The organism is Cohnella kolymensis (genome assembly GCF_000829465.1).
Lineage (GTDB): Bacteria > Bacillota > Bacilli > Paenibacillales > Paenibacillaceae > Cohnella > Cohnella kolymensis.
This window is the reverse complement of record NZ_JXAL01000022.1, coordinates 114,743-140,499: the sequence shown is the minus strand read 5'-3', so window position 1 is coordinate 140,499 and position 25,757 is coordinate 114,743. Positions and strand designations below refer to the sequence as shown.

Sequence of the window (25,757 nt, the reverse complement as noted above, 5' to 3'; positions counted from 1 at the left end):
GTTAGTGGAGTCGATATAGACTTAAACTAACAAAGCAATTGCTAATATATCGAACAGCACGAGAGTTGTAATAAAATTTCGAGATCGAAATCCTTTTATGCTTACCTTATTTGAGATAAAAGCGGCGGATCCATCCAGATAAATATTATCACCGTCAAAATGAAGGAGTACACCTTCATGAACCCGTCCATCTACAGTAGAAACACGAACGTGGCGATTTATGCAACTTCGGCAAAAATAATGTAGTTCTTCCAAATCAATTCCCTCCCCTCTTCCTTAATGGATATTGTATGGACATTTTTCATAAACGTAAGGGGGATACGTCCAACATTTGCAGTGATCGCCAATACATCAGCAATGGCGGAGTTTCGGTTGCCGAACCACAGTTTCCGTATGGAAATTGGTTTCTCATAAACCCAGAGATCCAGCACAGCCATCATGGACAACCGGGAGTGATTGTACTGATGCGGGTTTTGTATGATTTGTACTAATGAACTGACCGTATGCTTATCCGTACCATACATTGACAGGGTGTTAAATAAACACGATTACAAAAAGAGGAGGAGATTTAAATGGCTTACGGAGTTGGTGGTTTTGGCGGCTCTTGCGCAGGTTATGGTGGTGGGAGAACAGCTGCATTCGCATTGGTGCTTTTCATCTTGTTGGTGATTATCCTTCGTAGTGGTATTGGAGGCTATTAATAAGTCGCTTTATTTCTACATTACATGCCAAATTAGCGATCAGTAATCGGTCCAAGCATGAAAAGAGCAGTGAGGTTATATGCTTCCTGCTCTTTTGATTCTTATCTTCTTTGGTAATAGCCGTGGACGGACGATATGGAGATAACATAAGCTGATGAAACCTAAATCACGATAATAAGGAGATGGTAATGAGTTCATGGCGATTCCTGTAACAGGCTTCATTGTCGATGAACCGGACGATGAGGCCGATTCATCCCATTCCCATAAACTTTACATTACTTCATGGGATGGCAGGGCGGTTCATGTTCATCCTTTTGAGGGAACAACTTCTTTTGACATCGGACATCAACATGAATACGCTGGTATAACCGAACCAGCACAAAGCGGCGTACAACACGCGCATGGTTATTACGCCGTCACTTCATTTGACGATGGCCATACCCATATTATCAGCGGCATGACCGGCCCAGCTATTCCATTGGCGGATGGAGGTCACATACATTATTTTGCAGGTCACACCACTGAGAATGGCAGGATACCACACACCCATGTGTACCAAGGCAATACCGGTATTGAGGAATAAAGTCGAACACGAAAAATCCCCGCCAGCCACTTAGGCCAAGCGGGGATTCGTTGTGTATGTGCGGATTATTGATTGATCTGTGCTAATGGACTGACCGTATGCTTATCCCTACATAAGATAACAAGGTGATGAAGGGACTGTCACAATAAAAAACCGGAGGTGATCTCTACGGGTTTTCTTCCTGGTGGTGTACCCTATGGTGTTGGCGGATATGGTGGTTTTGGCGGATATGGTGGTATTGGTGCCTCTTGCGCAGGTTATGGTGGTGGGAGAACAGCTGCATTCGCATTGGTGCTTTTCATTCTGTTGGTTATTATCCTACGAGCCGGATTTTAGTAAAAGTTGCTTTGTCCTCACACCATGGCTAATTGAGCATGGTGTTTTTTTACTTTCAATAAAACTCTCATATCAATCTGTGTGGCTGCGCGGGGGTCCGCCTTGTTTTTCAACCGTTACACTTCTCTCTGCCGTACACCAGGTAACCTTCGCCCCTAACCCCTCGGAGACCGAATATTGTTGATCTCTTTTATCGTTTCAGTTGATTTTGCTTGATACTCATCATATTTTTGTTCCGATAAAGATGCAGCCGCTTCAGTTTTTAATGCGTTAATTTTATCTCTTTGACGATAGTGAAAATGTACTCCCCGCTGAGACACTCGCCGGCGGGGATTTTATTTTGTTGTCAAATTCAGGTTAAAATTCCGGCAAACAGCAAACTCTAATCCGAAAGGAGGAATCAAAATGCCATTGGAAAAGAACAATTTAGTGAATGCGGCCGATGCCGATCCCGAGACCTTGTTAGAAAACGATAACAGCAAAGATCTGAAGCTGGTGAACGAGAATAATGCTGCAGATGCGGACGACAAGAGGCTTGCTGATGCGATCACTAAAATGGCCGATAGACAAGAGTACATCGATGAACCTTAGGGGGTGAAAATCGTGATTTGGGCGATTGTTGTGGTTGCGGCGGTGATTGCGTACTTCTGGTTCAGAGGTTCGCAAGGGGGAAGAGCGAAATAACCGGCGTGATTTGCGGGAAGGAGGAGTAAAACTGATGTCGGAAGCCGAAAATGACTCTGCAATCCTGGAAAGATTGCGCGACGGAACAGAGAATGAGAACAACAGCTGCAGAGATATGACCCCTGTTACCGAGGATCGTACTTTGCAGGAGGATATCGTTCATATCACAGATAAAGAGCAATGAAACAACAAGCTCCGGCCGCCCGCCGGAGCTTGTTGTTTCATTTATCTCTCACACTCGGGTGGACAACTGCTGCTCTACCATCCGGATCATGCGGCGTACCATATTTCCACCGATTGCGCCGGCATCCCTGGTCTTTATGTAGCCGTTATATCCATCCGGAGAAAGTGTGATCCCGAGCTCCTGAGCGACTTCATACTTCAATAACTCAAGAGCGGCATATGCTTGGGGTACCAACGGCTGATTTCGTCTTGGCATTATTCGTCACCTCATCCCCACCTGTAAGTTGCAAAGCCGCACCAAATTACGAGCAATACGATTACGACCACATACTTGATCCAGCCCTTTTTCTTCGTCACCCGGCAGCCACCTCATCTTACTCCTTATTGTGATTCCCGGTGTTTCCTCTTATGCATAAATTTACCGGCATCTTAAGCTTGCTCCTGATTTTGGCATAGGACTTACCCGGTTTTAAAAGAGCGCGGGAGGTGTATAGAAAGAGAAGGAAAGGGAGTTGATATTATGAGTACGACAATGTGGATTGTTATTATTGTGATCATCTTAATAGCAGGTGGATTCTTTGGATTCAGAAGACGGTAACGAATATAGAGATTACAAAAAACCAGCGGCCCATGCGGTCGCTGGTTTTGTATATTGTCTGGTATGATACATTAAAAGACTCGGGAGAGTGAGTATGGACAAATATCATTGTTGTGCGACTTGCGTACATTTTGGAGTGGTGAAGAATGACTCCCATGTGTCGTACAAATGCATTCGCCTGGGTTATGAGACAAAGCCCGCGTATAAGTTCAACTGCTGGTCGCCGAAAGAAGCGGTTAAGAAACTCATGGCGAAGAGAAGCGGTTGATCGGCTTACTAATTTTTTTACTTTTATTTCCTTATGAATGAAACATTTACCAGATATGAAGCGTTTAGGGTGTACCTATAGGGAAAGCTAAACCATATCCGGGAGGAAACAATTGATGAGTGGAAAATTGAAAAAACCATTGCTGGTACTTATGCTGATGGCGATGTTCAGTATGGTGCTGGGCGGAACGGTGTTCGCGAAAAACGGGGACGACGATGACAGAGATCATAGAGGCGGTGATGACCGCAGGTCTGAGCAGAAAGCTTCCATAACTGCAGCAACAGCGATTTCCATGATCGTGAACGGGATGCACCTGAACATCGACAACATGCGTTTCATCAAGGAACCGAAAGCCAGCGATTACTTCACCAGGGTGAAAGATAACGCTCCTTATGCGCAAGCTTTCATCATCGCGCATCTGAATGGCCTTGACGTCCCTCGCAATATTGATCCGGCGGCCAAAGTAACCCGTGAACAGTTCTCACACTGGCTGCTGCAGGCCATTAACCGCACCGGCGAGTATGCATGGGTCGAGATCTTCATCCAGATGGCGGATGCGAAGCTGGTTAACAAGGCCTACATGGAAAGTGTGCAGAAAGTATTGATCGCAAAAATCGCTTCATTGGACAGCAAAAAGAATTTCCGTCCTAAGCAGCTCATCACTCGCGGGGATGCAACATCCATGCTCACGAGAGCGATTGCTTTCGTGAAGAAGATGACACCGATTCCTCCGGTTCCGGCAAATCCGGAAACGACAATTCTGAAGGACATTAGAATGAACACGGAATTCGCATGGAACGACGTCGTTCGTGTGACCATCTCTGCAACAGTACCGCACCCGGGCTACGGGATCGACATCTCCGGCATCCAATTCCGCGGCGACAAGGCAGTGATCAACTATCGTGTCATTATGCCTGACCCGGCAGCATTCTACGCTCAAGTCATTACAGAAGTGAAGGCAGTCGCGTATATATCGGCTAAGTATACACCGGTATTGGGTGAACAAGATCCATCTGTGCCACATCCGAGCCAATCCGTATCCGTTAGAAAAAGAGGCTAAAGCTTCGGCGGTGCAAAGCCGCCAGCGCTAATGCCGATCGCTTCCGGCGGGAAGTGCGTTTGCAGGTTGTGCACCAAGCGATCCATTTGAGTTGGATTGTACCACTCCATCCAACTTTGGCTGCCATAAAGCTGACGCATGCCCAGAAGCTCGCTTCGGCGGCCTTTGCTGCCGTCGCCCCGAAAGTAGTCGTCAACGACGACACGGGGTACCACCTCGGCAAGCAGCTCGGGGAACGACGTTGAATGCGGCAATATTGGTGAGACGGCCGCCTGGGTGTCGACGCCGGACGCTTTTAAGTCGCGCAGGGCTTTAAGGCGTCCCGCGATCGGCGGAGCCGAAGGGGTGACGATACGCCGTACGTCATCGCGATCGGTCTCGACGGTCATGCTCACTCTCACTTTGGATTTCAAATGTTGCAGCACGTCGATATCCCGAACGACCAGCGGGCTTCGCGTTTGCAGCAGCACGAAATCCGGCGGTTCCGCTGCCATTGCTTCCAATAAAGCACGTGTAACTTTAGCGGTCGCTTCAAGCGGCTGATAAGGGTCTGTCGCCGAGGAGAAAAACACGGTGACAGGCCCTTTTCTTTTTGCCTTCATGATTTCATCCGTCACTTTCGCAGGATCCCCGTTTTTCGCGTTTACCCAGCTTCCCCACGGTTCTTTTTTGATAGCCCTAGGGGCAGCCGCCGCACATAGCAAAATGAACAGCCGAATGTGCAGCCGACATAAGGATTCAAGGTGTGGCTGTACCCCTGCAAATAACCGGAAGTCGGTGTTAACCATCTGGCCGTACTCATTTCGGCGCCGGCTGGAGACTCGGAATCTGCCAATCGATCTCCTCTATGCCGTTCTTTTTCAGAAATTGATTGCTCTTCGAGAATGGGCGGCTTCCGAAAAACCCTGTGCGCGCCGACAACGGACTCGGATGCGCAGTCTGGATGACCAAGTGGCGCGATGTGTCGATGAAGCTTCCTTTTTCCTGCGCGTTGCGGCCCCAGAGAATGAACACCATCGGATGTTCACGGGCGTTTAGGGTTTCAATAATCTTGTCGGTAAATCGCTGCCATCCGAGCTTGCGATGCGAATTTGCCTGTCCTTCCCGCACCGTCAGCACCGCATTTAACAGCAGCACGCCTTGTCCGGCCCAATGCTCTAAGCAGCCATGATTGGGAGGGGTAGAGCCGAGGTCTTGTTCAAGTTCTTTAAATATATTTTTGAGTGAAGGAGGCGGAGTGATACCCGGCAGCACGGAAAAGCTCAATCCATGAGCTTGATCCGGCCCGTGATAAGGGTCTTGTCCAAGAATAACCACCTTAACATCCTTATAAGGGGTTAGCTTCAGCGCGTGGAATAAATCCGGCTTCTTGGGATAGATCGTGTATTGTTCGTATTCGTCATCCAGCCGCTGCACAAGCTCCTGAAAATAAGGCTGCTCCATTTCCTCCTTCAGAATCTGTCCCCAGTCGTTGCCTAACTCAATCTGCACATCCATTCCTCCCAGCGTACAACATGATGCCACAGCTCCTTCAAAATGACCATGTAACGTTGGCTGCAGGCGGTTGTTGCTTACCCTCTTCAACAACCTCGAATATTTGAACTTCACATTTTAACATCAAAGATATAAGCGACAGCCCTATGATCTGCGCTTCCCTTAACTTATCTCCTGTATCCCGCCTTTTGCTTTCCGCAAACCTAATCTCAGAGAAGTCAGGTTTGTAAATGAGCAAGTCCGGCTCTTCGAGTGGCTTAAACATATGGAACAGCTTACGCATGTTCTCGTATTCGTCCTTGCCGATACAGCGAATCAATACCTCTTCCGCCAACGGATATTTGCCAGGCTTATTGTATCCAAACAGATTGAAGTCATGGTGAATCCACAAATACCCTTGTCTTTGAAAATGCCGACCCACTACGTACTCACCAAAGCCATATGAGTTAGGAAGTCTTTTACAGTACCCGTCCGGACAGTCCTCTCTGTCGCCTGACTTCCAACGTTCCAGTTCTTCCTTTTTGAATGTTAACCTCTTCGTTTCGATAGTTACTGTGATTCCCATTAGTATATCTCCCGGTGGCTACTACCTGAATTTTGTCTGACCCTTTGCTTTCTCTATCAGGCCAGTTAATTCATCTTTAAACAGGTTCAACATAAATGGCAATAGATGATTGTAAATAACCGATCCCTCTCGCCGAGGGCTTCGCCCACGTCGTTATATGTAGTATTTAAGAGAGCCGGAGCGTTTGCCCTGACTCTTGCTGTTTACCTCGCTGCCTTGATAATCTCAGCGAGCGTAAACGTCTTATCCGTGACATGAGCCGTTTGCTCCTTGATACCCTCGACTGTGTTGCAAATCTTATCGAGCCTCTGCTTCATTTCCTCTTGTTCTGCTTTCATCTCTACTCTTAGTTCGTCCAGTCCGGCTTGCAGAGCGTCGATCTTGTTTAGGATTTCTTTGAGCAGAGCTCATCTTTTGTTAGTTTCTTTCCATACGCGCTCCCGTTCATCCAGATCGGCGATGTTAGACAATGGCTCCCTGAACAGATCTATATATCGCGGACGGTCAGCGATCCTCTGTGTCTTATCGAGGATCCTGCTTGTGATATCCTTGATCTCTTTCATATCTCGGCTCAGCTCGTGGAGGAGCGAGAACATCAGTTGTTCGTTTTGAGCGTCGTTCACCATCAGTATTCCTTCCTCCCCTTTAGCGGTTTATTTCCCAAATAATAATAGTTCATGAGATTAAACGCTGCGGTCAGTATATTTCTCAATTTTAGTATGAAAGTCGACTGAGCTTTGTTTTTCCGTGTCGTCCATGTTGGATCCCGTCCCTTTCATCCATCTTACCAGGTTGTCGTTATTCTATATCCTTGTTTTGCGATCGCTTTTTCTTTTGTTTATGAAAATCGTGGTAGATCCGTGTCGCTTTATACGGCGGCATCTTATATGCCTTATCATAAGCTTCCAAAGTTTTCGCGATCTGCTCCCGATCAAGCCCAGCCCTTTTCATCGCAGAAATAAAATAGCCCAGCTGAGCTTGACCGCTCATTACATCGTCAACGAGTGGAGGTTCCTCATAGATTGGAAAAAGTAGGTTGTCCATTAGCTCGGAAGCCTGACGAAATTCCCGGTCATATTTTTTCTTTGCCTTCTCGTATGCTTTGACGACCTCCGGAGAAGCATCTGGGCTCAGCTCACCTTTCTCACTATCCCATTCATCCCAGTCGTACCATGGCGGCTTATCATCGTTACCATTATTTCTTTAGCTCCTCGCTTCGGTTGTAATGACAAATAAAAAACTCCTTAGCGGCATCCGAATTATCGTCAGATACTGAAGGAGCTTACATCCATTTTGATTATGTAATGGTGCCGAGGACCGGGATCGAACCGGTACGGTAGTCACCTACCGCAGGATTTTAAGTCCTGTGCGTCTGCCAATTCCGCCACCCCGGCATAATGTGTGGCTAACAGTCAACGAAGAATATATTAACACGCGGAATGGGCCTTGGTCAAACAATATTAATAATCACTGGGATTATGATTTTAACCGTTAAAAAAAACCCCGATCTCTTGTGGAGAAGGGGGTTTCGGGTTATTAGCGTATGTAGTGCAATATCTTACTGTGGTGGGCCCTGAGGGACTCGAACCCCCGACCAATCGGTTATGAGCCGACCGCTCTAACCAACTGAGCTAAGGGCCCTCGTCTCGGTCATGAGAAAAGGTTATTGGTTGCGGGGGCAGGATTTGAACCTGCGGCCTTCGGGTTATGAGCCCGACGAGCTACCGGGCTGCTCCACCCCGCGTCGTTGTGTATGTCATCGCTATTTAAATGGCGACAAGAAATAATATACTACATGCATAACTGTACGTCAAGCATTTTATTCTTCTTGCTGTTTATCCACTGTGTCGGCCTTCGCCATCTCCGCAAGCTTCTGCAGCAAAATATGCTGCGGCATATGCATTAGATGTTCGAGCGGCACCTTCATATACTGAGCCAGCTTCTGGGCGGTTTCCGCCGATAACGGCATAGGTCGCATGAATGTCTCTCCCTGCATTGTGAGCCTTGGAATCAGCTTAGCACAGGATTGCTGAGTTGCCAACAACCACCCGTTCCGCCTCAGGGCACGTAACGAACACCGTAACGCCCCTTACGGGAACGAAAAACCTCGATTTCCCTCGGCATATCGATGCCGAACACCCAACCGTCATGCTCCATACGCTGCACCAGGCATCCGGCTTGAAATTTGCTGTCGTATAATCTCGACCAATAGATCCATCTCATGAGATTCCCTCCGCATTCTTCTTTCCCATTAATAGGATGCACGGGTTCGCCGCTTTTTAAAATCCATTACCCTGTGAAACTACAATAAAACCGCGGCGCAACTGTGTTTGCAACCTTCCGAACACAAAAATAACGGAACAGAGTTCCGTTACTCCGTGCGTCGACCCCTCAATATGACGAATAGCGGAATCAGTTCCTCTAACGAAAAAAGACTGCCGGCCGCTTGGCCGACAGTCTGAGCACAACAAGATCAGCCCGCGGGGGCTGCACTTGCTGATCCATCCGATTTAACACCCGGTCCGCCCGTTTGCAGGTCGTCGAAAACCCCCGGCATTTCTTTGTCAGGATTAAGCTTGATCTTCTGCAGCAAATCGTTGCCTCGGCTTTCCCATTGCTTCAAGGCTTCATCGATAGTCATCTGCCCCTGGTCGACCTTGCTGAAGATCATATCTGCCAGCTGCGACACGAGGTGCAGATTCGGCCTCTCGCGGTAAAGCTCCTGTTCCTTCCTGGACAGGGAAATCTGCATCGGCTTCACGTTATAGAAAGCCGCAGCATTATAGCTCATGCCTTCTCGAGGCTTAATGTACTCTTGGTAGACGGACATCTCATACGTGTTTCTCGATCTGAGCTTCGCCCACTCTTTGCCATTCATGAACTTGATGAACTCCCAGGCATCCTCTTTGTTCTGCGCTTGGGCGTTAATGGTCGCGAGTTGGGAAACATAGAAGTTACCGCTTACCCCCGGCAGCTCCGAATGGAAAGGCATAGTCACCATGTCCCAATCGATTTTCTGAGCTCCCTTCACTTTGTCCGCGCGCGCATTAGCTCCGATCAGATCATTAATCGTATTATAATATCCCACGGTCATAGCCACTCGGCCCGCCAAGAAAAGCTGCCCCTGATAAGGGTTATTCGGCTCGCCCCGCGCAGGCTCTTTCCATTGCATATCCTGGTTGGAAGGTATGACGTGATCCTTGGACAAAGTCTCGATGTCCGTCAATACCTTCCGCCACTTCTCCGTGTTGACGGTCATTTTCTCGCCGCTGTCGTCGAACATACGCAGTCTCAATGGCCTTGCATACTCTTGAGCCGCCCAGAAGCCGTTGCTCCCTCCATACGGGTTAAGCGTTAGCCCGAACTGCGCGCTGTCGCCGGATCCGGACGTCAGTCGCTTAGCGAGGTTGAACACTTCGTCCCAGCTCATTCCGTCCCGCGGGAAGTCTACACCGGCTTTTTTGAACAATTGCTTGTTGTAAAACAGTACACTAGAGGAGAACGTTGGGGACAGTCCGTATATCTTCCCGTCACCTTCCGTTTTGATGCTATCCAGCACTGCCGGTACGATTCCTTCCAAATCAAGCTCATCTTCCTTAATCAGCGAATCCAGCTGCAAAAGCTGATTATCCGCCACTAACTGACCCATGACACCCGTGTCCAGAATCATCACGTCGACAGGATTAGTGCCTGTCATGATCGCTTTCGCCCGTTCAATCGGATCCGGCTGCTTCCGCTGCTCTTCCGGGCTCGCATATCTCATCTGGCCCCAATCGATGGCAGGCACAATTTCGATATCAATGTTCGGGTGGGAGAACTCGAATAGATCCGTGAACTGCTGGCGGGTGTTGGTTTCATCCTCCTTGCTCCCGTACATCATCCCTATTCTGAGCGTCCGGCGTTCCTCGCTATTATCTTTGCCGCCTGTGCTGCACGCGCTGAGCAAACTTACCAGCAAGCTGAAAATCAGAACCATGCTCACCATGTATGTACGTCTGACCAAACTTTTCTTTATCATTACTGCTTCCCCCCGTCAAAAAAATACGCGATCAGCCGGACAAAGTGACTGATGCGTGGTGTTGTTCAACAATGTTAGTGCCCTGGTTTACCGCCGCCGTATACGTCGTCAAAAACGCCTTCGATATTTCCGGTCGGATTCGTTTTGATTTTCTGCAGCAGATCATTTCCTTTGGTTTCCCATTCCTTCAGGGCCTCATCTACCGACTTCTTGCCTTGAGTAACTTCCATAAAATACCTGGATCCCAATTCGAAAACCAAGTTCAGATTCGGCTTCTCACGGTACAGTGCCTCGTCTTTCAAGCTTCTCTGCATAGGAGCCGGCTTCATCTTGGTGAAGGCTGCGATGTTGAAGTTGAGACCTTCGCGAGGTTTTACGAACTCAATGCGGGAAGGCATTTCATAAGTGCTGCGCGACTTGAATTTCGCCCACTCTTTGCCGTTCATGAATTTCACGAATTCCCACGCATCGTCTGGATTCGCTGCTTTCGCATTGATACCGGCCAGCTGGTTGAGGAAAATTTCCCCGCCCACACCCGGTTTGGCACTGTGGAACGGTGAAGTCACGACTTCCCATTCGAGCTTCTGCATCTTCAGCTTGTCGGCGTTCGCATTCATTTGCTCAATCTCGCTGATCAGGCCGTAGTTTCCAATCGTCATCGCCACTTTGCCGTTCAGGAACAACCGCCCTTGGAACGGATTGTACGGCTCGCCTTCCTTCTGTGGCTGTTCGTAAATCGCCTGCATATCTTGTTGACTCGGCATGACGTGGTCTTTGTACAACTTGGTGACGGTTTCCCATACCGACTTCCAGTTCGGATTATTAACGGTCATCGTCTCCGCTTTGTCGTCGAACATTTTCAATTCCAGCGGAGCGGCGAACGTCTGCACATCGTAATAGTTCTCGCCGGATCCCCATGCGTTAAAAGTGAACCCGTACACCGAATCCTTACCGCTTCCTGATTTCATTTGGCGGGCGAGATTGAACACATCGTCCCATGACATGTTGTCTCTCGGGGGTGTGACTCCTTTTTCCGCGAACAATTTCTTGTTATAGTAAAGCGCGGAAGGCATGAAGCTCGGCGTCAGCGCGTACAGCTGTCCATTGCCTTGATCCTTGATCCCTTCAATAACGGTCGGCACGAATTCACTCGTATCGATTTCATCTTCTTTCAGCAGCGGCTCGAGATTCTTCAACAGATTCTCATCCACCAATTGTCTGAGCACGTTCATATCCAGAATCATGACGTCAACAGGGTTGGCGCCTGTCATGATCGCTTTCACTTTTTCCAATGGATCCGGCTGCTTCTGCGGTCCCTTGCCTTGATTTTCAAATTGCATCTCGTTGTAGTCAATCGCAGGAACGATCTCGATATCTATGTTGCTATGGGAAAACTCGAAAAGATCGGTCGTCTGCTGGCGGAACCAGTATTCATCCTGCTTGCTTCCGTACATCGTGCCGATTCGAAGCGTCCGGCGATTGTCGCTATTGTCCCCTTTGTTCGTGTTGCATGCCGCCAATAAAGGAATAAGTAAAGTAAGTGCCAGTGTCGTCAGCAGCCATTTGCGAACTTTTGACTTGCGCTCAGTCATGCGGATTCTTCCCCCTCCAGAGATTTCGGTTTTGTAATGACGATTTTGTCTCCGTCGAACTCCATAGTCGCTTTATCGCCGATCGTCAGCGCCTGCAGATACTCTTTGGGAATTTGCAAACGGCCTACCCGGTCGACGACGACAAAAGCTTCGTGCACCTCCCCCAAAGAGTGTCCTCCCGATAGAGGTACTGCGTCGTCCAGATGCGTATTGCGCTTGATAAACTCGGTGCTGGTGAGTCCGTCGCGGATGGCGACGACCCGATCCACTTTGCCGGCTAACGACAGGTCGTGCGTAACGATGACGATTGTGAGTCCAAGTTCGCGATTGAATCTACGAAAAATATCCATGATGACGTCCGATGTGCGAGTGTCCACGGAGCCTGTCGGTTCATCCGCGAGCAACAGCTGCGGCCGGTTGGCCAGAGAGATGGCGATCGCCACCCGCTGCTGCTCTCCCCCGGAGAGCTGCTGCAGCTTGTTGTGCATCCGGTCTTGCAGGCCGACCCATTCCAGCAGTTGCTTCGCATAAGGGCGATCGAGCTTGCCGGAGAACATCATCGGCATCTCGACATTCTCCAGCGCCGACAGGAAAGGCAGCAGGTTGCGCGCATTGTTCTGCCAGATAAATCCGACGGTATCCCGCTTGTACTTCACCAGATCTTCGTCGGTCATCTTGAGCAAATCCCAAGGCCCGACCCCAACCTGACCGGCGGACGGGCGGTCAAGACCGCCCAGTATATTCAGCAGCGTAGATTTCCCACTGCCGCTGTTGCCGATGATGGCCATCATTTCGCCCGGCTTCACGGAGAGATTCAGCCCCTGGAGCGCGACAACTTCCAGATCGTCGGCTTTGTAAATCTTGACGAGTCCTTCGCAATTGATCATGGAATTAACGCTCCTCTCCAAGCTTGACGGCTTGATGTACCTTCAGGCGCCGGATGTGGGTGATCAGCAATCCGACCCCGATGCTCATCATGACTGCAACGACAATGTACAGCCGCATCGTGTCCGTAGCTTCGAACACGACTCTGAATGGCGGGACCTGGTTGACCGAATTTTCCGTTGTTTGCAGGAACGGCAAGAAAATGATACTGGTCAGCTTACCGATTCCGATGCCAAGCGCGATGGACAATCCCGCGGTGAACACCTGCTCGAGCAGCAGCATTCCGGTCAACTGCTTCCGAGACAATCCCATTGCCCGTAAGATCCCGATCTGCACGACACGTCTCGAAAGATTGAAGAACCAGAACAGCACGTAGCCGGACAACGAGACAATGACGGTAACGAGGAAACCGAGACTCAGGATTCCGAAAACGCCGCCGCGCGCAGGGTGTTTGCTCTGCGTAACCAATTCGCTTCTCATGTCGTCGATTGTGGCAAGCTCAATCCCTTTGCCCTGAAGCACCGGGATGATGGGCGCGGTCTTGGCGCCGGGCTTCATTTTCAGCCAGATATCATAAGGAATCATCGGAACCTGGTCGTATACGTAATCCAGATTCGCAATGAGGAACGGCGTCTGCTGCGGATATTGACTCGGCCAGTAAGGCAAGATGTCCAGGACGGCGAAATACACTTCTTGCTCCTGAATCAAGGCTTTGACTTCGTCCCCGCGCTTCAAGTCGAATTTCTCGGCCACATTGGAGGAGATGAGCGCCCCTTGCGGAACCTGCCCCATCCAGGCCAGATATTTGTAAGGATTTACGCGGTACATATCTTTGCGCAGCCAGCCGACCCGGGCGAAGTCGACATTGTCGATGCCCATGATCGTGACCTGACCGGCGGTCTTGCCGGAAATCGTCAGGCTTGCCGGCGTGCGGAGCACACGCGCCGCATGCTCTACGCCCGGCAATGTGCGGAACACTTCAAACGGAGGCTCGTTGTAGATAATCCGTGTCGGTGTCGGCGGAGCACCGCCTCCTCCGCCTGGGCCTCCACCACCGCCGCCGGGAGAACCGCCGCCACCGCCAGCACCACCGCCGCCATTGCCCCCGCCGCCGCTGCCGCCTCCACCCGAACCGGGCTCGATGGGCTTGAATTCCGCCATCCCTTCCCAGACCGTTTTGACGACGACGTCCGAGCCGTACTTATACATGATCCGCTCTTCGGAGTTCAATCCGATCGTCCGCGCCGCGGATGAATTGTATACGCCGAGTCCGAGCGTCAGAATAAGCAGGATCATAAGCGGATAATAAGACCGGGCCGATCGGGACAATTGTGTAACCGTCAAATACATCGAAACCGGCAGTACCCTTTTCCATAACAGATTGAACAGCTTGAGGAGCAGAGGGAACAGTCTCAGAAACACAAGTCCCGCCGCGAAGATGCTCAAAGCCGGTACGAAAAACAGAAAAGGCTGCACATTGAGCTGGTCCGTCGTCATCCCTGTCTTGAAGGAAATCATCTGACGCTCGTTGAACAAGTACCAGCCGTAAGCGGCCACGCCGAGCAGCAGAACGTCCAGAAACCATCGCTGCCAGAACGGCTTCGCCTCCGTCCTCGCCATCTGCCGCTTGTGATCGACGATGGAAGTCCGGGTGAACAGGACCGCCGGAATAACCGCAGCCCCGATCGCCACCAATACCGCCGCAATTCCTGCGATCATACCGTCGGAGGAGAATCCGACCGGAATGGACTGCCGATCGACGAAGGAGAGAAACCCGCTGGCCGATCCGATGCTTTTGGCCATGAACCATCCGAAGAACGGGCCTAACACCAGCGCAACGATGCCGAGCAAGGATCCTTCCAGCAAGAACAGCATGAAGATTTGCCTTGTGCTTGCTCCCCGGCTGCGCAAAACCGCGATGTCGGAACGCTGCTTCTCCAGCGCTTGGCTGGCATTCATCGTAATGAAGTAAAACACCATTGCAATCATCGGAGCCGCGAGCGTGAACAACAAGGTCTGCAGCTGAATGCTGTCGCGGCGGAAATCGCCCAGCATATCGGCGAAGGAAATATCCAAATGCGTATCTTTCAATCGATTGAACACTTCGATGTCAATCCGGTTCAGCGTGCCGGCAAGCGGCGACAGCTGACTCGTCTGGATTTCCCGCAAATCATAGGCAGTGTACCAGCTCGCCATCTGCAAAGGAATATTCTGCTTCTCGGCCAAGTCTTTCAGCATGACCGAATCCGCGATATACAAGTTATTCATCAGGCTTTCGAGGCCTTGATACCAATAAGCGCTCTCCGGGTTCGCCGGCTTGAATGAGCCGACAATCTCAACCCTCAGGGTGATGTCCAATCCGCCGAAGATCGGATACAGCAGCACATCCCCAACGTGCAGATCATTGCGGAACATCGCTTCTTCCATCATGACGGCCTGTATCGTGCCATCCGCCGCCGCTCGATCGGAGTACCAGGTTCCCCCTGCCATCTCCGACTGTTCCTTCAAATCGCTGAACGATGCGATCGTCATTTTGCGCGTGCGGCTCGCATCGACTTTGGTCGGATCCTCCGGCGACACTTCCGTACCCCGCAAAGTCAGGCTGCGCTGCGTAACCATCGCAGGGAAGCCGATATCTTCCGGCACATCCTTGCGGATATAACTGTCGACGTTCTCAAAACCGGATAAATCCGTCTTCCCGTCGGTCGATTGATAGCGAATAAGCAGAGATCCGGCGGGCAAGCCCTGACTGTTATCCACCAGCGATTGGGCGACAACTCGCTTCAGCGCGCCATCCGCATACATCGGAATGCTGGTCGTAAATGCCACCGCAACGAACAATCCGGCGAGCGTGCTGAGCGTCAACCATCGCGTGTTCCACATTTTGCGAAAAAGAAACCGGATCAGCGCATTCATCGTTTACTTTCCTACCACTTTCTGCCCCGGCGTTAGTCCTTGCAAAATTTCCGCGTCCGTCGAGGTCTGCTGTCCGACTTCAACATCCACCTCGCGCTTGGTCCCGTTATCCTCCGCGACCTGCACATAAGTACGGGCACCGACATTGCGGATTGTCGATAAAGGCACGACGATCGCATTCTCTTTACGGTCTACGATGACCGACACCGATAAATTCGTTCCTCGAGTGATCTCTTTCGGCAGCTTGGGCACATCAACCAACAGGAACTGGTCAAGCCGTTCAACCTGTGGACCTTGCCCCGGCAGCCCGCCGCCGTTATTGTTCTCTGGAGCAGGCAGCGGAAGCTGCTTCACTTTACCGGTCAGCCCGGGCGCATTGTTGACGTCAACCCGAACCTCCATACCGAGAGCAACCTTGTTCAGATCATCTTTGCTCAGCGTTGCCGCAACCGTCAGACGGCTCGGATCCGCAACGACGCAGATCGTGTCATACGCCTTGATCTGCGCTCCCTCCTGTACCGATACGGCAACCACCGTGCCGCTGAACGGAGCGGTCAAAGTCGCTTTCGCGATATCTTCCTCCAGGTCAACGAGCGCTTGGCGCTCTTCCTCGAATGTCAGCATCGCCTGTTCGAACTCGACGGGATCCTTCTCGTCACGCGTGCGCAGAAGCTCTTTCATGTCCAGCTCTTTTCTCTTGAAAGCCAGCCGCTGTGAGCGGAGCGACTTCTGCATATCTTCCACATCCAGCTCGGCGATCGGCTGACCCGCTTTTACGACTTCGCCGGCCTGTATGTACATTTTCTTCAGCCTTTTGCCATCCAACGTAAAATAGAGCGTCTTCTCCTGCGTCGACATGATCTTGCCGGAGCCGGATACCGTCGTTTCGAGCGTCTTCGTGGTCACTTCGTATTTGGGCTTCTCGGAAATCTTCGGAAGCTGGATCGCCGACAAATCTTCCTCAACCGGTTCCTTCGGCAGCAAGCCGCAGCCTGTAACGGCCACCGACAGAGCAACCGCAGCAAGAAGTGCTGTGCCCAACCTCCGATTCTTCTTCCTCATGGACATCGCCTGCACTTCCTCAGACGAATACGCCGTCCACCATTTCATAGACATGGTCTGCTACCTCCATAATTGTTGTATCGTGTGTCGTCATGCATATCGTCACGTTCTCGGTTGCGACAATCTCGCGGAACACCTGCATCACCTGCGCGGCCATCTGGCTGTCGAGCTCCGCGGTCGGTTCGTCTGCGAGCAGCAGGCTCGGGCGATGCGCAATCGCTTTGGCGATCGCGACCCTCTGCTGCTCTCCGCCCGACAGCTCGAACGGCCTGTGGTGCATTCTTTTGGCCAAGCCGACTAGCTCGAGGCACGAAGTCACCCGCTTCTTCCACTCCGTTCGCGGAATGCCCGCCATGCGAAGCGATAATTCAACATTTTCATAAGCCGACAAAAGCGGCATAAGTGCATATGCTTGGAAAATAAACCCGATATCCTGCCGGCGCACCACCGTGCGTCGATCGTCATCCCATTCGTGGAACGGCTGTCCGCGAAAATAAATCTTGCCTTCGGTGGGGGTATCGAGCCCGCCCATCAGGTTCATCAGCGTCGTCTTGCCGGAGCCGGACCGACCCTTCAACATGATGAGCTGCCGCGAATACAGGTTCAGGTTAATCCCTTTCAACACGCGGAGCTTGTGGCTGCCGACATCGAACGAGCGTTCCACATTCTCCACGGTAAGCAGCGGCCCGGAAGCGATCTGCTCCACCGCTGCCTCTGACTCAGGCGCCTCGGTCTCTTCCTTCTCGCCGGTCATCACCGGCACAGAGCTGCGGCGCAGCCATGAGAGCATGCAATTTCCTCCTTCTACCAAATCCATACATAGTTATAACGAGCATTCGGCATGAAAAGTTACGGGAAAAATTAAAACTTTATCATCTTTTTAGGAGAAAAAAGAAAGATTATGTGCAACTTATATCGACAAGCGGCGACAGCCGGGCCATTTTTTGTCTCGGCCCTTTATAAGCACCGCTTGTTTTGTGTATTATTAGAAGATATACATGCTGTGGCAGGAAAGGTTGATCGTAATGGAACCTAAGACGTCGTCATCGAACTTCATCAAGAACATCATGATCGAGGATCTCGAATCCGGCAAAGTGAAAGAGGTCGTCACACGCTTCCCGCCGGAGCCCAACGGATATTTGCATATCGGCCATGCAAAATCGATCTGCATCAACTTTGAGCTGGCGGATGAGTTCAAAGGGAGAACGAATTTGCGCTTCGACGACACGAACCCTGTCAAAGAAGACATCGAATACGTAGAGTCGATCAAAAGGGACGTGCAATGGCTCGGGTTCGAGTGGGACGGGCTGTTCTTCGCATCGAACTATTTCGGGGAAATGTACGAACGCGCCCTTGTGCTGATCCGCAAAGGCTTGGCGTACGTCGACGACCAGACCGCCGATCAGATCCGGGAAACCCGCGGCACGCTCACAAGCCCCGGCCAAGACAGTCCCTACCGCAACCGCTCCGTCGAAGAGAATCTGGATCTGTTCGCGCGGATGCGGGATGGAGAATTCCCGGACGGCTCGAAGGTGCTGAGGGCCAAGATCGACATGGCTTCCGGCAATATCAACATGCGGGATCCCGTGCTGTACCGGGTTCTTCACGCCCATCACCATAACACCGGGGACAAATGGTGCATCTACCCGATGTACGCTTTTGCTCATCCTCTCGAGGATGCCATCGAAGGTGTGACGCACTCCCTGTGTACGGTGGAATTCGAAGATCAGCGGCCTTTCTACGATTGGATAGTGCGTGAATGCGAGATGCCGTCGACTCCGCATCAATACGAATTCGGACGGCTGAACTTGACCAACACGGTAATGAGCAAAAGAAAGCTGAAGCTGCTCGTGGACGAGAAGGCAGTCGACGGATGGGACGATCCTCGTATGCCCACGATCTCCGGGCTGCGCCGCAAAGGCTATACGCCGGAATCGATCCGCAGCTTCTGCCGCGAGCTCGGCGTATCCAAGGGATCCGGCGTGATCGACGAACGCGCGCTCGAATACTACGTCCGTGAGGACCTGAAGCTGAAGGCACCCCGCACAATGGCCGTCGCCAACCCGCTGAAGGTCGTCATTACGAACTATCCGGAGGGTCAGACCGAGTGGCTGGACGCCGAGAACAATTCCGAGAATCCGGAACTCGGACACCGCCAGGTTCCTTTCTCCAGGGAAATCTATATCGAGCAGGACGACTTCATGGAGAATCCGCCTGCGAAATATTTCCGGCTCTTCCCCGGTAACGAAGTTCGTCTGAAACACGCGTATTTCATCAAGTGTGAGGAAGTCGTCAAAGGCCCGGACGGCAATGTCGTGGAGCTCAGATGCACGTATGATCCCGAAACCAAAAGCGGCACCGGGTTCACCGGCCGCAAGGTCAAGGGTACGATCCATTGGGTGGAAGCCTCACAGGCCGTTCCTGCGGAGTTCCGGCTTTATGAACCGCTCATCAAGGATGAAGCCGAGGATGACGGGCAATCGTTCCTCGAGCACATCAACCCGAATTCACTCGAGGTGCTGAACGGCTTTGTCGAGCCGGGCATGAAGGAGTCCGCCGGCGGGGAGAAGTTCCAATTCTTCCGTCACGGCTACTTCAATGTCGATCCGAAGCATTCGAAGCCCGGGCACCCTGTCTTTAACCGCATCGTTTCGCTGAAAAGCTCGTTCGAGGTGTAAATAACAAAAGCTCCTGCAGACCGCCATTAGCGCGGAGACTGCAGGAGCTTTTCTATGTATGCGTCTATTTCAAAGAATTCACCGCGTCCAAAGCGGTCTCGATTTCTTTCGGCGTGTTGTAGATTCCGGGCGTGAAGCGCGCGTAGCTTTTGTCGTACGGTGCTTCGGTGGCGATGATTTTTTTTGTTCACCAGATGCTGCACGACATCATGAACCGACATTCCCTTGACTTCAAAAGCAATGATTCCGGCGGACAAATTATCGTCAAGAGGAGTCGCCAATTTCACGTGCGGCATGGAAGCCAACCCTTCTTTGCAAAGCCGGTTGAGCTCATGCACTCTTTGATAGATGCGATCCTTGCCTCCGAGCGTTTTCACAAATTCAAAAGCTGACGGCAGCGACCAAGTGTGCTCCAACGAATGGAAGCCCCCCGGTGACATGTGCGGTCCGGTCACACGTTCAGGCTGCTGGCCTCCCCGGATGATGCGCCACATCACTTCGGAGAAGCTTGGAATGACCGGCCGCACGTTCTGCCAACCTGCCGGCGTTCCTGCTACAATGCCCGTTCCGCGGGGACCGTATAGCCATTTATGGCATCCCGCGATGAGAAAATCGCACCCCAGCTCCTCAAAAGAATCCCGCTCGATCCCGAAACCATGAACTCCATCCACCACCAGAAGCACTTTATTTTCCTCGTCGCGGTGTTCGTTAATTTTCGCCAGCTCGCGGGACAATTTCCCGATCGGGGATTTCAGGCCGGTATTGGAATGCACCCACGTTGCGCCGACCACACGCGTCCTGTCCGTTACCTCTTTGATCACATTATGTACCAGCTCGTCTTCCGTAACCTCATCGATGTTATCGTAATAATGAACTTCCCGGAACGTTGCGCCCGTCCGCAGGGTCGCCTCTTTGATCGCCTCCTGCTGTGCGAAATAGTTATGCTCATTCGTCAAAATTTCCTGGCCGTTCTGAATGTTAAGTCCGGTGTATATCGTGCCGAGCCCCATCGTGGTGCTGTCTGTCAACGCAATCTGTTCAGGGTCGTCCATATCAAGATATTCTGCAGCGGCCGCGCGCGCTTTGTGCGCGAAATCCTGTTCGTGGGAGACGATGTACAGCACCGGATTGCTGTCCAATTCACGGCGGTGATGATCGATGGCTTCGCGTACGGGTGTCGGATGAGAAGCGATATACTGCGAGGTGCCCAGATGGATGTACTCGGGGCTTAAGTTGAAGAACGACTTAACGGCCTCCCAGTCCGGCTCCCCCGTGCCCGGCTGGTCATCTCAGTAAGCGGCATCAAGACATTCCTTTCCTGTAGCAATAGATGGATTGTGATATTATCACCTGACGCAGGAATATTATCCCAGAATATGGTATGGTTGAACTAGTTTCGTCAAAATGATTCGGGCTTCCCGGTCAAGCTTCTGAGGAGGGATTTGATGAACGGCAGCGTAAAAAGGTACGGCGGCACTCTGGCATTAGCTTTGCTCATGGTACTTGTGTCAGCATGCGGATGGTGGGGCAGCGGCGATCCGGTATCGGCACCGACAGCAAGCTCCGCTTCGCATTCGGAAACACCTTCTGCACCAGCGTCGCCTCCGACATCCGAGTCAACGCCTCCTCCATCTGTGACGCCATCTGCATCACCGACTGCGTCGCCGACGGAAGACGAGATTGGCGGAATTATCAGCGGCATGACGCTGGAGCAGAAAGTCGGGCAAATGATTATCGCAGGCATCGACGGCACCCGGATGGATCAAGCGGCCAAGGATATGATCGCTGAGCAGTACATAGGCGGAATCATTCTATATAAAGACAACTTCTCCAATCTGGCAGGTTCCGTGAAGCTGGTCAACGATCTGAAAAAAGCCAACAGCGGCAATCCCGCTCCCCTCTTCCTGAGTGTGGATCAGGAAGGCGGCAAGGTGAGCCGGCTGCCGAAGGAATTCGCCCAGATCCCTGACAACAGAACAGTAGCAAGCTCGAACAATCCCGCGTTGGCGGAGGAAATGGGCGCTTTGCTCGCCCGCGAACTGAAGGTTATGGGGCTTAACGTGAATTTCGCTCCCGTACTCGACATCAACAGCAACCCGAAAAACCCTGTCATCGGCAGGCGCTCTTTCGGTACTGATGCAGATGTTGTTACGAAAATGGGGCTTGCGGCCATGAAGGGGTTAAGCGAGGGCGGTGTCATCTCGGTGGTGAAACATTTTCCGGGCCATGGAGATACGTCAGTGGACTCCCACCTGGATTTGCCTATCTTGTTCAAGGCAACGGAACAACTTCAATCGCTGGAATGGATTCCTTTCAAAGCTGCCATCGAGGAAAATACAGACGCGATCATGGTCGCCCATATCCTGTTTCCGCTCATCGACTCTTCAGCTCCAGCTTCCTTGTCCAAAGTCATCATCGGCGAACAGCTGCGCGGCACGCTCGGCTACGACGGTGTGGTAATCACCGACGACTTGACGATGGGTGCCATCGCCAAAAGCTACGGAATTCCGCAAGCTGCCGCTGCCTCGGTCGAGGCGGGAACCGACATTCTGTTGGTGGCGCACGGTTACGATACCGCAAAGGAAGTGTACGACAAGCTCCTACAAAGTGTCCGGAACGGAGACATTGAGGAAGCGCGCATCGATGAGAGCGTACGCCGAATCTTAACTTTGAAGCACAAATACAACTTGTCCGATGAACCCGTTGCGATTCCGACAGCGGCAAATTTGCCGAATGATGACATTATCAGCTGGAAAAAGAAGCTCGGGGGTTGAAAAAAGGAGTGCCCAAGCTGGTAACAGCTGTGGCACTCCTTTTTTATGTGGACAAGCAGCTTATTAATTTTTCACTTTCCAGGCATAATTATCTAATTTATTGGGGAAAACATAAGCATCAAGCGCCCACTTCGTGACCGCGTGTGCTGTCCGCACAAATTGCCTGCTGTTACGCCCATTTTGTCCGCATTCAACGTGACTTTTACTCGTGAGTATCGCTTTTACGGACGTTTTTGGGCCTATGGAATCGTGATAGCGTGTGCTGTCCGCACAAAAGGCTGGCTGTTACGCCCATTTTGTCCTCATCAACGTGACTTTTACTCGAGAGCACCGCTGTTACGGAAATTTTAGGCGTAAGCGGAGGTGATTGATATGCTGGAGTTCAAGAACAAGAAATTCTACTTAAAAATAAGCGTTTATTTTTTAATCGCACTACCGATCGTCATAAGACAACTTTTCTTTTAACGATAAGCTATTGTTGCCGCCGATTGGCGGCTTTTTTGTGCCCTAAGCCCAATTGTCAATCTGCTGCTTCCAGTTTTCCGTTGTAAGCTTTCTTTTTTGCAATACTGTACTAGGTACCAGGTTGTTATATTTGCCGATCTTAATGTTGATTCCTTGAAGAATCCGCTCAATCATACTGTTGTCCCGACGCTCATCCCGTGCTAACTTCTGTAAGTCATCTCTTATTTCATGCTGCAGTGTCAGCCAATCGGGCAAAAAGTTCGCATTCTTGAGGATGCTGTTCGTGATATCTCCATCAGGAACTTCGATCGGTTTGCCTTTGCCCGGCAGATGATCAAACGCCCCTTTCTTCAGTTCTTCATTGTACATTTCCGCCATCCAGTCATTCGAGGACAGACCGGAGTTCCAGAATTGTCTCGGGCTGACGACGGCCGGCTCATCTTCTTGAGTTCCAGCAACAACAGGTTTGTTCTCTGCCTCTAATGCGTCTGATGTCGGGGGATTAGCAATCTCAGTTTGGGAAGCAGAAGGTCTTTTACCCCTTTTAAACCACGCAAACATGGCCTCTCCTCCTTCACTCTCTTTTCAATCCGTTTCCTTGTTGGATTCAAGATACTTTTTGACAATTTCGTAGCAGTCATCGACATGCGCATTTCCGACCTTCTTCATCGCTGCAAAGCTAATGCCGGCTGCTGCAACTTGTCCGATAATGGGCACGAATTTGACGACTGACTTGGCCGCCACTCTGATGCCGATTTTCCTTAATACCGCTGTAACCAGCTTTTTCGTAATCGCTCTGCCGATGAGTTCCGTTCCTACTTTCTTGGTAATGCTATATATGATAGCTTTCGTATTCATGTCCAAACTTTCAATTTGTTCATCTGTTAGACCAAACTTCTTATTGATTGCGGGGATCAGCTCCAGCAGCAATCCCACATCAGCTGCAACATCGGCAGCAGGTACGGGAACTGCCGCAGCAGCTCCTGAAGCGGTGGCTCTTCGGGTCACCATCGACTTGCATTCGTCTCTGACTTTGTCCAATTCCTCGAGTGTCTTCGGTAACATATCTGATCCCACCTGTCTTGAGTGAAGTTAGATATATTTTACCTGAAAACACAAAAAGCCGCTCATAAATGAGCGACTCTTCTGCCTGACACAGTATCTTGCGATTTTCCTGATGCTATGTCTAACTCCCGTATGGCTACATCAATTTTCTTGATGTATACGTAGATATCTTTGCAATTATCCAGCTCAAGCAGTTTGATTATCTTCGACAGCATCGTTTGGTCTTCATGTTCGGTGATGTTGTCGCGCCAGTCTTCCAATTCATTCAATAATTGCGTAATACCCGAGACATCCACTATGGAAGATAAAACCCAGTACTTAAACTTGATGACGTTTATATCTTCACTTTTAATATCTTCGTTTTTGATGCCTAATGAGCTGATTTGTGTCGAGAGTTTGTTCAGTGTGTCTTCGATCTCTTTCGCTTTTTCCAAGTAAACCGTCATCAAGTACTTTCTTTTACTCACCAGGTCCTGCGCAATGGTTTCAAGATCCGATTGACTGAGTTTCTCCACAGTGAAGCCTCCCTATAATGTTTACACCACATGACTCCTTCCTATCGTAGCAAATGTTACTTGCAAAGTTTGTCAGACTGTGGCGCCGGCTTAAAAACGCCGAGATATGTTATAATACAAAGAAAACTGCAGGTGATATCGTGAAAAAATGGATGATAACAATCGTTGCTGTCCTAGCAATCGGATTGATTGGATATAAGGTCGGAACGGACTATGTATCGAATAAAATAATGGGCCAATTACAACAAGACATCGTTAAACCGGAAGATGTTGAAAAGTTAAAGAACGACCCGGAAATTCAAAAAATCATTAAAGATAACTTTAGTGAAGAAGAAGTAAAGAAGGTACTCCCGCAACTTTCAATTGATACCATTCAAACTAAGCAAGATTCATCGAAAAATACGCAACCTTATGCAAACAAACCAGCGAAAACAAACAAACCAGAAGCAGCAAATAGTCCGGCTAAAGCAGGAACAAAAAAAGAATTTCCCATCAAAACCGTTGACGAAGCAAAAGACATGGTCATGAGCAAGTTCAGCACCGGAGAAGTCACCAAGATGGCAAACATGGCTAAGGATGGACTAAGCACGAACGAGAAAGCGAATATCAAATCGAATTTACAGGCCAAACTTACGGATGACGAATACGAAGCCTTAAAAATAATCGCTTTAATGGAAGTGATGAAGAAAGACGCCAATTAAGGCGTCTTTTTCGTTGAAGGCACTGTTAAACTTTGTTGTTGATCTGTTATTGAAGTAACTGGAAGTTTAAGGAAACAAAGCAGATTGACAACACGTCCCTACTAGAGAGGGCTATTATTTGACCTACCATTACTTCTTAGAGGAGGCCAGCAATGAAGAAGTATACATTACTCTATGTCACATTTTTTGTGCTTGTTCTTTTATTAGCTGCTTGTTCAGACAGCACAATTACGGCTCGCGATGTGCGTGCAGTCCTTGAGAAGGAGGGCTTGGAAGTGACGCAGATAACCGTGGGCACACCGGCTCCGATTGACGTCAACGGAGACAACCCGTCAGTGTTCAAGATTGGTCTCCCCACAGCTTCTATGGAAAACCCTGAGTATGTTTTTGTGCAAACATTCGATTCAACCGAGGCGAGAGAACAGTTTGATAAATCTGATGGAAACTCCTTGCCAAAATTTGAAGGTTCATTTCCCCACATGCGACAGAAGAAAAACGTAATTGTTATCTATTGGTCGCATGACAAACAGAAACCGCTTCTAATGAAGCAGTTCAGCAACGCGATGGATAAACTTTCGTGTCGCTTCTGGAATTGTTCAATTTATTAACCCAGC

The 25,757-nt window shown here is 50.4% G+C and carries 29 protein-coding genes and 3 tRNA genes; 10 read left to right on the top strand and 22 right to left on the bottom strand.

The window, feature by feature from the left end:
- Positions 1–572: 572 nt before the first annotated feature.
- The 5 genes from SD71_RS23145 (at position 573) to SD71_RS24020 (ending at position 2,488) form a co-directional block, all read left to right on the top strand.
- A complete protein-coding gene (locus SD71_RS23145; protein ID WP_082034257.1) occupies positions 573–701 on the top strand; it encodes a sporulation protein YjcZ in 129 nt (42 codons plus the stop codon).
- A gap of 196 nt (positions 702–897) precedes the next feature.
- Entirely contained in the window at positions 898–1,284 is a 387-nt protein-coding gene (locus SD71_RS14220; RefSeq protein WP_041064348.1) for a YmaF family protein, read from the top strand.
- A 162-nt stretch (positions 1,285–1,446) separates the two neighbouring features.
- A complete protein-coding gene (locus SD71_RS26265) occupies positions 1,447–1,620 on the top strand; it encodes a sporulation protein YjcZ (protein WP_152619474.1) in 174 nt (57 codons plus the stop codon).
- A 405-nt stretch (positions 1,621–2,025) separates the two neighbouring features.
- A complete protein-coding gene (locus SD71_RS14215) occupies positions 2,026–2,211 on the top strand; it encodes a hypothetical protein (protein ID WP_041064344.1) in 186 nt (61 codons plus the stop codon).
- A 127-nt stretch (positions 2,212–2,338) separates the two neighbouring features.
- Positions 2,339–2,488 (top strand): hypothetical protein, encoded by a 150-nt coding sequence (locus SD71_RS24020; protein ID WP_161793398.1) that lies wholly within the window; start codon positions 2,339–2,341, stop codon positions 2,486–2,488.
- A 48-nt stretch (positions 2,489–2,536) separates the two neighbouring features.
- On the opposite strand, the gene SD71_RS14210 is transcribed toward SD71_RS24020, so the two are convergent.
- Complete coding sequence (locus tag SD71_RS14210) at positions 2,537–2,743, bottom strand: alpha/beta-type small acid-soluble spore protein (protein ID WP_041064341.1); 207 nt, start codon at positions 2,741–2,743, stop codon at positions 2,537–2,539.
- A 725-nt stretch (positions 2,744–3,468) separates the two neighbouring features.
- On the opposite strand from SD71_RS14210, the gene SD71_RS14205 reads away from it, so the two are divergent.
- Positions 3,469–4,413 carry an S-layer homology domain-containing protein gene (locus SD71_RS14205; RefSeq protein WP_052476272.1) on the top strand — a complete coding sequence of 315 codons (945 nt, stop codon included), beginning with the start codon at positions 3,469–3,471 and terminating at the stop codon, positions 4,411–4,413.
- On the opposite strand, the gene SD71_RS14200 is transcribed toward SD71_RS14205, so the two are convergent.
- The 17 genes from SD71_RS14200 to SD71_RS14135 form a co-directional block, all read right to left on the bottom strand.
- Positions 4,410–5,201, bottom strand: coding sequence for an SPL family radical SAM protein (locus SD71_RS14200; RefSeq protein ID WP_326998756.1), 792 nt, complete (start codon positions 5,199–5,201; stop codon positions 4,410–4,412). The two genes, SD71_RS14205 and SD71_RS14200, sit on opposite strands and share 4 nt — an antisense overlap.
- 10 nt (positions 5,202–5,211) lie before the next feature.
- A complete protein-coding gene (locus SD71_RS14195; protein WP_041064435.1) occupies positions 5,212–5,904 on the bottom strand; it encodes a uracil-DNA glycosylase in 693 nt (230 codons plus the stop codon).
- A 40-nt stretch (positions 5,905–5,944) separates the two neighbouring features.
- Complete coding sequence (locus SD71_RS14190; protein ID WP_052476271.1) at positions 5,945–6,472, bottom strand: hypothetical protein; 528 nt, start codon at positions 6,470–6,472, stop codon at positions 5,945–5,947.
- 203 nt (positions 6,473–6,675) lie between these two features.
- A complete protein-coding gene (locus SD71_RS25630) occupies positions 6,676–6,810 on the bottom strand; it encodes a hypothetical protein (protein WP_268747747.1) in 135 nt (44 codons plus the stop codon).
- Between the two features lie 69 nt (positions 6,811–6,879).
- Positions 6,880–7,098: a hypothetical protein gene (locus tag SD71_RS14185; protein ID WP_041064338.1), complete on the bottom strand. Its 219-nt coding sequence runs from the start codon at positions 7,096–7,098 to the stop codon at positions 6,880–6,882.
- A 172-nt stretch (positions 7,099–7,270) separates the two neighbouring features.
- Positions 7,271–7,516: a hypothetical protein gene (locus SD71_RS14180; protein WP_152619472.1), complete on the bottom strand. Its 246-nt coding sequence runs from the start codon at positions 7,514–7,516 to the stop codon at positions 7,271–7,273.
- Between the two features lie 261 nt (positions 7,517–7,777).
- A tRNA-Leu gene (locus tag SD71_RS14175) sits at positions 7,778–7,866 on the bottom strand.
- Between the two features lie 170 nt (positions 7,867–8,036).
- Positions 8,037–8,113 (bottom strand) — tRNA-Ile (locus tag SD71_RS14170).
- Between the two features lie 26 nt (positions 8,114–8,139).
- Positions 8,140–8,216, bottom strand: a tRNA-Met gene (locus SD71_RS14165).
- Between the two features lie 75 nt (positions 8,217–8,291).
- Entirely contained in the window at positions 8,292–8,450 is a 159-nt protein-coding gene (locus SD71_RS23670; protein WP_152619471.1) for a YycC family protein, read from the bottom strand.
- An 80-nt stretch (positions 8,451–8,530) separates the two neighbouring features.
- On the bottom strand, positions 8,531–8,695 hold the full coding sequence (locus SD71_RS24225) for a hypothetical protein (RefSeq protein WP_165418317.1): 165 nt from the start codon (positions 8,693–8,695) through the stop codon (positions 8,531–8,533).
- 250 nt (positions 8,696–8,945) lie between these two features.
- Positions 8,946–10,490 (bottom strand): ABC transporter substrate-binding protein, encoded by a 1,545-nt coding sequence (locus tag SD71_RS14160; protein WP_041064333.1) that lies wholly within the window; start codon positions 10,488–10,490, stop codon positions 8,946–8,948.
- A gap of 74 nt (positions 10,491–10,564) precedes the next feature.
- Positions 10,565–12,082, bottom strand: a complete 1,518-nt coding sequence (locus SD71_RS14155; protein ID WP_041064331.1) for an extracellular solute-binding protein — start codon at positions 12,080–12,082, stop codon at positions 10,565–10,567.
- Positions 12,079–12,969, bottom strand: coding sequence for an ABC transporter ATP-binding protein (locus SD71_RS14150; protein WP_041064329.1), 891 nt, complete (start codon positions 12,967–12,969; stop codon positions 12,079–12,081). The genes SD71_RS14155 and SD71_RS14150 overlap by 4 nt, the downstream gene beginning before the upstream one ends.
- Before the next feature lie 4 nt (positions 12,970–12,973).
- Positions 12,974–15,883: an ABC transporter permease gene (locus tag SD71_RS14145; protein WP_041064326.1), complete on the bottom strand. Its 2,910-nt coding sequence runs from the start codon at positions 15,881–15,883 to the stop codon at positions 12,974–12,976.
- 3 nt (positions 15,884–15,886) lie between these two features.
- Positions 15,887–16,999, bottom strand: coding sequence for an efflux RND transporter periplasmic adaptor subunit (locus SD71_RS14140; RefSeq protein ID WP_041064324.1), 1,113 nt, complete (start codon positions 16,997–16,999; stop codon positions 15,887–15,889).
- A complete protein-coding gene (locus SD71_RS14135; RefSeq protein ID WP_082034255.1) occupies positions 16,965–17,735 on the bottom strand; it encodes an ABC transporter ATP-binding protein in 771 nt (256 codons plus the stop codon). The genes SD71_RS14140 and SD71_RS14135 overlap by 35 nt, the downstream gene beginning before the upstream one ends.
- A gap of 235 nt (positions 17,736–17,970) precedes the next feature.
- Here SD71_RS14135 and SD71_RS14130 point away from each other — a divergent pair, with 235 nt between their 5' ends.
- Positions 17,971–19,623, top strand: coding sequence for a glutamine--tRNA ligase/YqeY domain fusion protein (locus tag SD71_RS14130; RefSeq protein WP_041064425.1), 1,653 nt, complete (start codon positions 17,971–17,973; stop codon positions 19,621–19,623).
- A 26-nt stretch (positions 19,624–19,649) separates the two neighbouring features.
- On the opposite strand, the gene SD71_RS14125 is transcribed toward SD71_RS14130, so the two are convergent.
- Complete coding sequence (locus SD71_RS14125) at positions 19,650–20,816, bottom strand: aminotransferase class V-fold PLP-dependent enzyme (protein WP_268747751.1); 1,167 nt, start codon at positions 20,814–20,816, stop codon at positions 19,650–19,652.
- Between the two features lie 252 nt (positions 20,817–21,068).
- Between SD71_RS14125 and nagZ the strand changes: the two genes are divergently transcribed.
- Positions 21,069–22,397, top strand: a complete 1,329-nt coding sequence (gene nagZ, locus SD71_RS14120) for a beta-N-acetylhexosaminidase (protein ID WP_041064321.1) — start codon at positions 21,069–21,071, stop codon at positions 22,395–22,397.
- 507 nt (positions 22,398–22,904) lie between these two features.
- Here nagZ and SD71_RS22360 read toward each other — a convergent pair.
- The 3 genes from SD71_RS22360 to SD71_RS14105 all read right to left on the bottom strand — a co-directional run bounded on the left by SD71_RS22360 (position 22,905) and on the right by SD71_RS14105 (position 24,442).
- Complete coding sequence (locus tag SD71_RS22360) at positions 22,905–23,423, bottom strand: DnaJ family domain-containing protein (RefSeq protein WP_052476269.1); 519 nt, start codon at positions 23,421–23,423, stop codon at positions 22,905–22,907.
- Positions 23,424–23,447: 24 nt separating this feature from the next.
- Positions 23,448–23,927, bottom strand: a complete 480-nt coding sequence (locus tag SD71_RS14110) for a hypothetical protein (RefSeq protein ID WP_041064318.1) — start codon at positions 23,925–23,927, stop codon at positions 23,448–23,450.
- Positions 23,928–23,989: 62 nt separating this feature from the next.
- Positions 23,990–24,442, bottom strand: coding sequence for a hypothetical protein (locus tag SD71_RS14105; protein WP_041064315.1), 453 nt, complete (start codon positions 24,440–24,442; stop codon positions 23,990–23,992).
- 140 nt (positions 24,443–24,582) lie between these two features.
- Here SD71_RS14105 and SD71_RS14100 point away from each other — a divergent pair, with 140 nt between their 5' ends.
- Both SD71_RS14100 and SD71_RS14095 read left to right on the top strand, forming a co-directional pair.
- Positions 24,583–25,143, top strand: coding sequence for a hypothetical protein (locus tag SD71_RS14100; RefSeq protein ID WP_041064313.1), 561 nt, complete (start codon positions 24,583–24,585; stop codon positions 25,141–25,143).
- Positions 25,144–25,295: 152 nt separating this feature from the next.
- Entirely contained in the window at positions 25,296–25,751 is a 456-nt protein-coding gene (locus SD71_RS14095; RefSeq protein WP_041064311.1) for a hypothetical protein, read from the top strand.
- The last annotated feature ends 6 nt before the right edge of the window (positions 25,752–25,757 follow it).

Bases quoted from the DNA above. Each gene is read 5' to 3' on its own strand.
- SD71_RS23145 (WP_082034257.1), top strand. From the start codon at position 573: ATGGCTTACGGAGTTGGTGGTTTTGGCGGCTCTTGCGCAGGTTATGGT.
- SD71_RS14220 (WP_041064348.1), top strand. From the start codon at position 898: ATGGCGATTCCTGTAACAGGCTTCATTGTCGATGAACCGGACGATGAG.
- SD71_RS14215 (WP_041064344.1), top strand. From the start codon at position 2,026: ATGCCATTGGAAAAGAACAATTTAGTGAATGCGGCCGATGCCGATCCC.
- SD71_RS24020 (WP_161793398.1), top strand. From the start codon at position 2,339: ATGTCGGAAGCCGAAAATGACTCTGCAATCCTGGAAAGATTGCGCGAC.
- SD71_RS14210 (WP_041064341.1), bottom strand. From the start codon at position 2,743: ATGCCAAGACGAAATCAGCCGTTGGTACCCCAAGCATATGCCGCTCTT.
- SD71_RS14205 (WP_052476272.1), top strand. From the start codon at position 3,469: ATGAGTGGAAAATTGAAAAAACCATTGCTGGTACTTATGCTGATGGCG.
- SD71_RS14200 (WP_326998756.1), bottom strand. From the start codon at position 5,201: ATGGTTAACACCGACTTCCGGTTATTTGCAGGGGTACAGCCACACCTT.
- SD71_RS14190 (WP_052476271.1), bottom strand. From the start codon at position 6,472: ATGGGAATCACAGTAACTATCGAAACGAAGAGGTTAACATTCAAAAAG.
- SD71_RS25630 (WP_268747747.1), bottom strand. From the start codon at position 6,810: ATGAAAGCAGAACAAGAGGAAATGAAGCAGAGGCTCGATAAGATTTGC.
- SD71_RS14185 (WP_041064338.1), bottom strand. From the start codon at position 7,098: ATGGTGAACGACGCTCAAAACGAACAACTGATGTTCTCGCTCCTCCAC.
- SD71_RS14180 (WP_152619472.1), bottom strand. From the start codon at position 7,516: ATGGACAACCTACTTTTTCCAATCTATGAGGAACCTCCACTCGTTGAC.
- SD71_RS23670 (WP_152619471.1), bottom strand. From the start codon at position 8,450: ATGCGACCTATGCCGTTATCGGCGGAAACCGCCCAGAAGCTGGCTCAG.
- SD71_RS24225 (WP_165418317.1), bottom strand. From the start codon at position 8,695: ATGAGATGGATCTATTGGTCGAGATTATACGACAGCAAATTTCAAGCC.
- SD71_RS14160 (WP_041064333.1), bottom strand. From the start codon at position 10,490: ATGATAAAGAAAAGTTTGGTCAGACGTACATACATGGTGAGCATGGTT.
- SD71_RS14155 (WP_041064331.1), bottom strand. From the start codon at position 12,082: ATGACTGAGCGCAAGTCAAAAGTTCGCAAATGGCTGCTGACGACACTG.
- SD71_RS14150 (WP_041064329.1), bottom strand. From the start codon at position 12,969: ATGATCAATTGCGAAGGACTCGTCAAGATTTACAAAGCCGACGATCTG.
- SD71_RS14145 (WP_041064326.1), bottom strand. From the start codon at position 15,883: ATGAATGCGCTGATCCGGTTTCTTTTTCGCAAAATGTGGAACACGCGA.
- SD71_RS14140 (WP_041064324.1), bottom strand. From the start codon at position 16,999: ATGTCTATGAAATGGTGGACGGCGTATTCGTCTGAGGAAGTGCAGGCG.
- SD71_RS14135 (WP_082034255.1), bottom strand. From the start codon at position 17,735: ATGCTCTCATGGCTGCGCCGCAGCTCTGTGCCGGTGATGACCGGCGAG.
- SD71_RS14130 (WP_041064425.1), top strand. From the start codon at position 17,971: ATGGAACCTAAGACGTCGTCATCGAACTTCATCAAGAACATCATGATC.
- nagZ (WP_041064321.1), top strand. From the start codon at position 21,069: ATGAACGGCAGCGTAAAAAGGTACGGCGGCACTCTGGCATTAGCTTTG.
- SD71_RS22360 (WP_052476269.1), bottom strand. From the start codon at position 23,423: ATGTTTGCGTGGTTTAAAAGGGGTAAAAGACCTTCTGCTTCCCAAACT.
- SD71_RS14110 (WP_041064318.1), bottom strand. From the start codon at position 23,927: ATGTTACCGAAGACACTCGAGGAATTGGACAAAGTCAGAGACGAATGC.
- SD71_RS14095 (WP_041064311.1), top strand. From the start codon at position 25,296: ATGAAGAAGTATACATTACTCTATGTCACATTTTTTGTGCTTGTTCTT.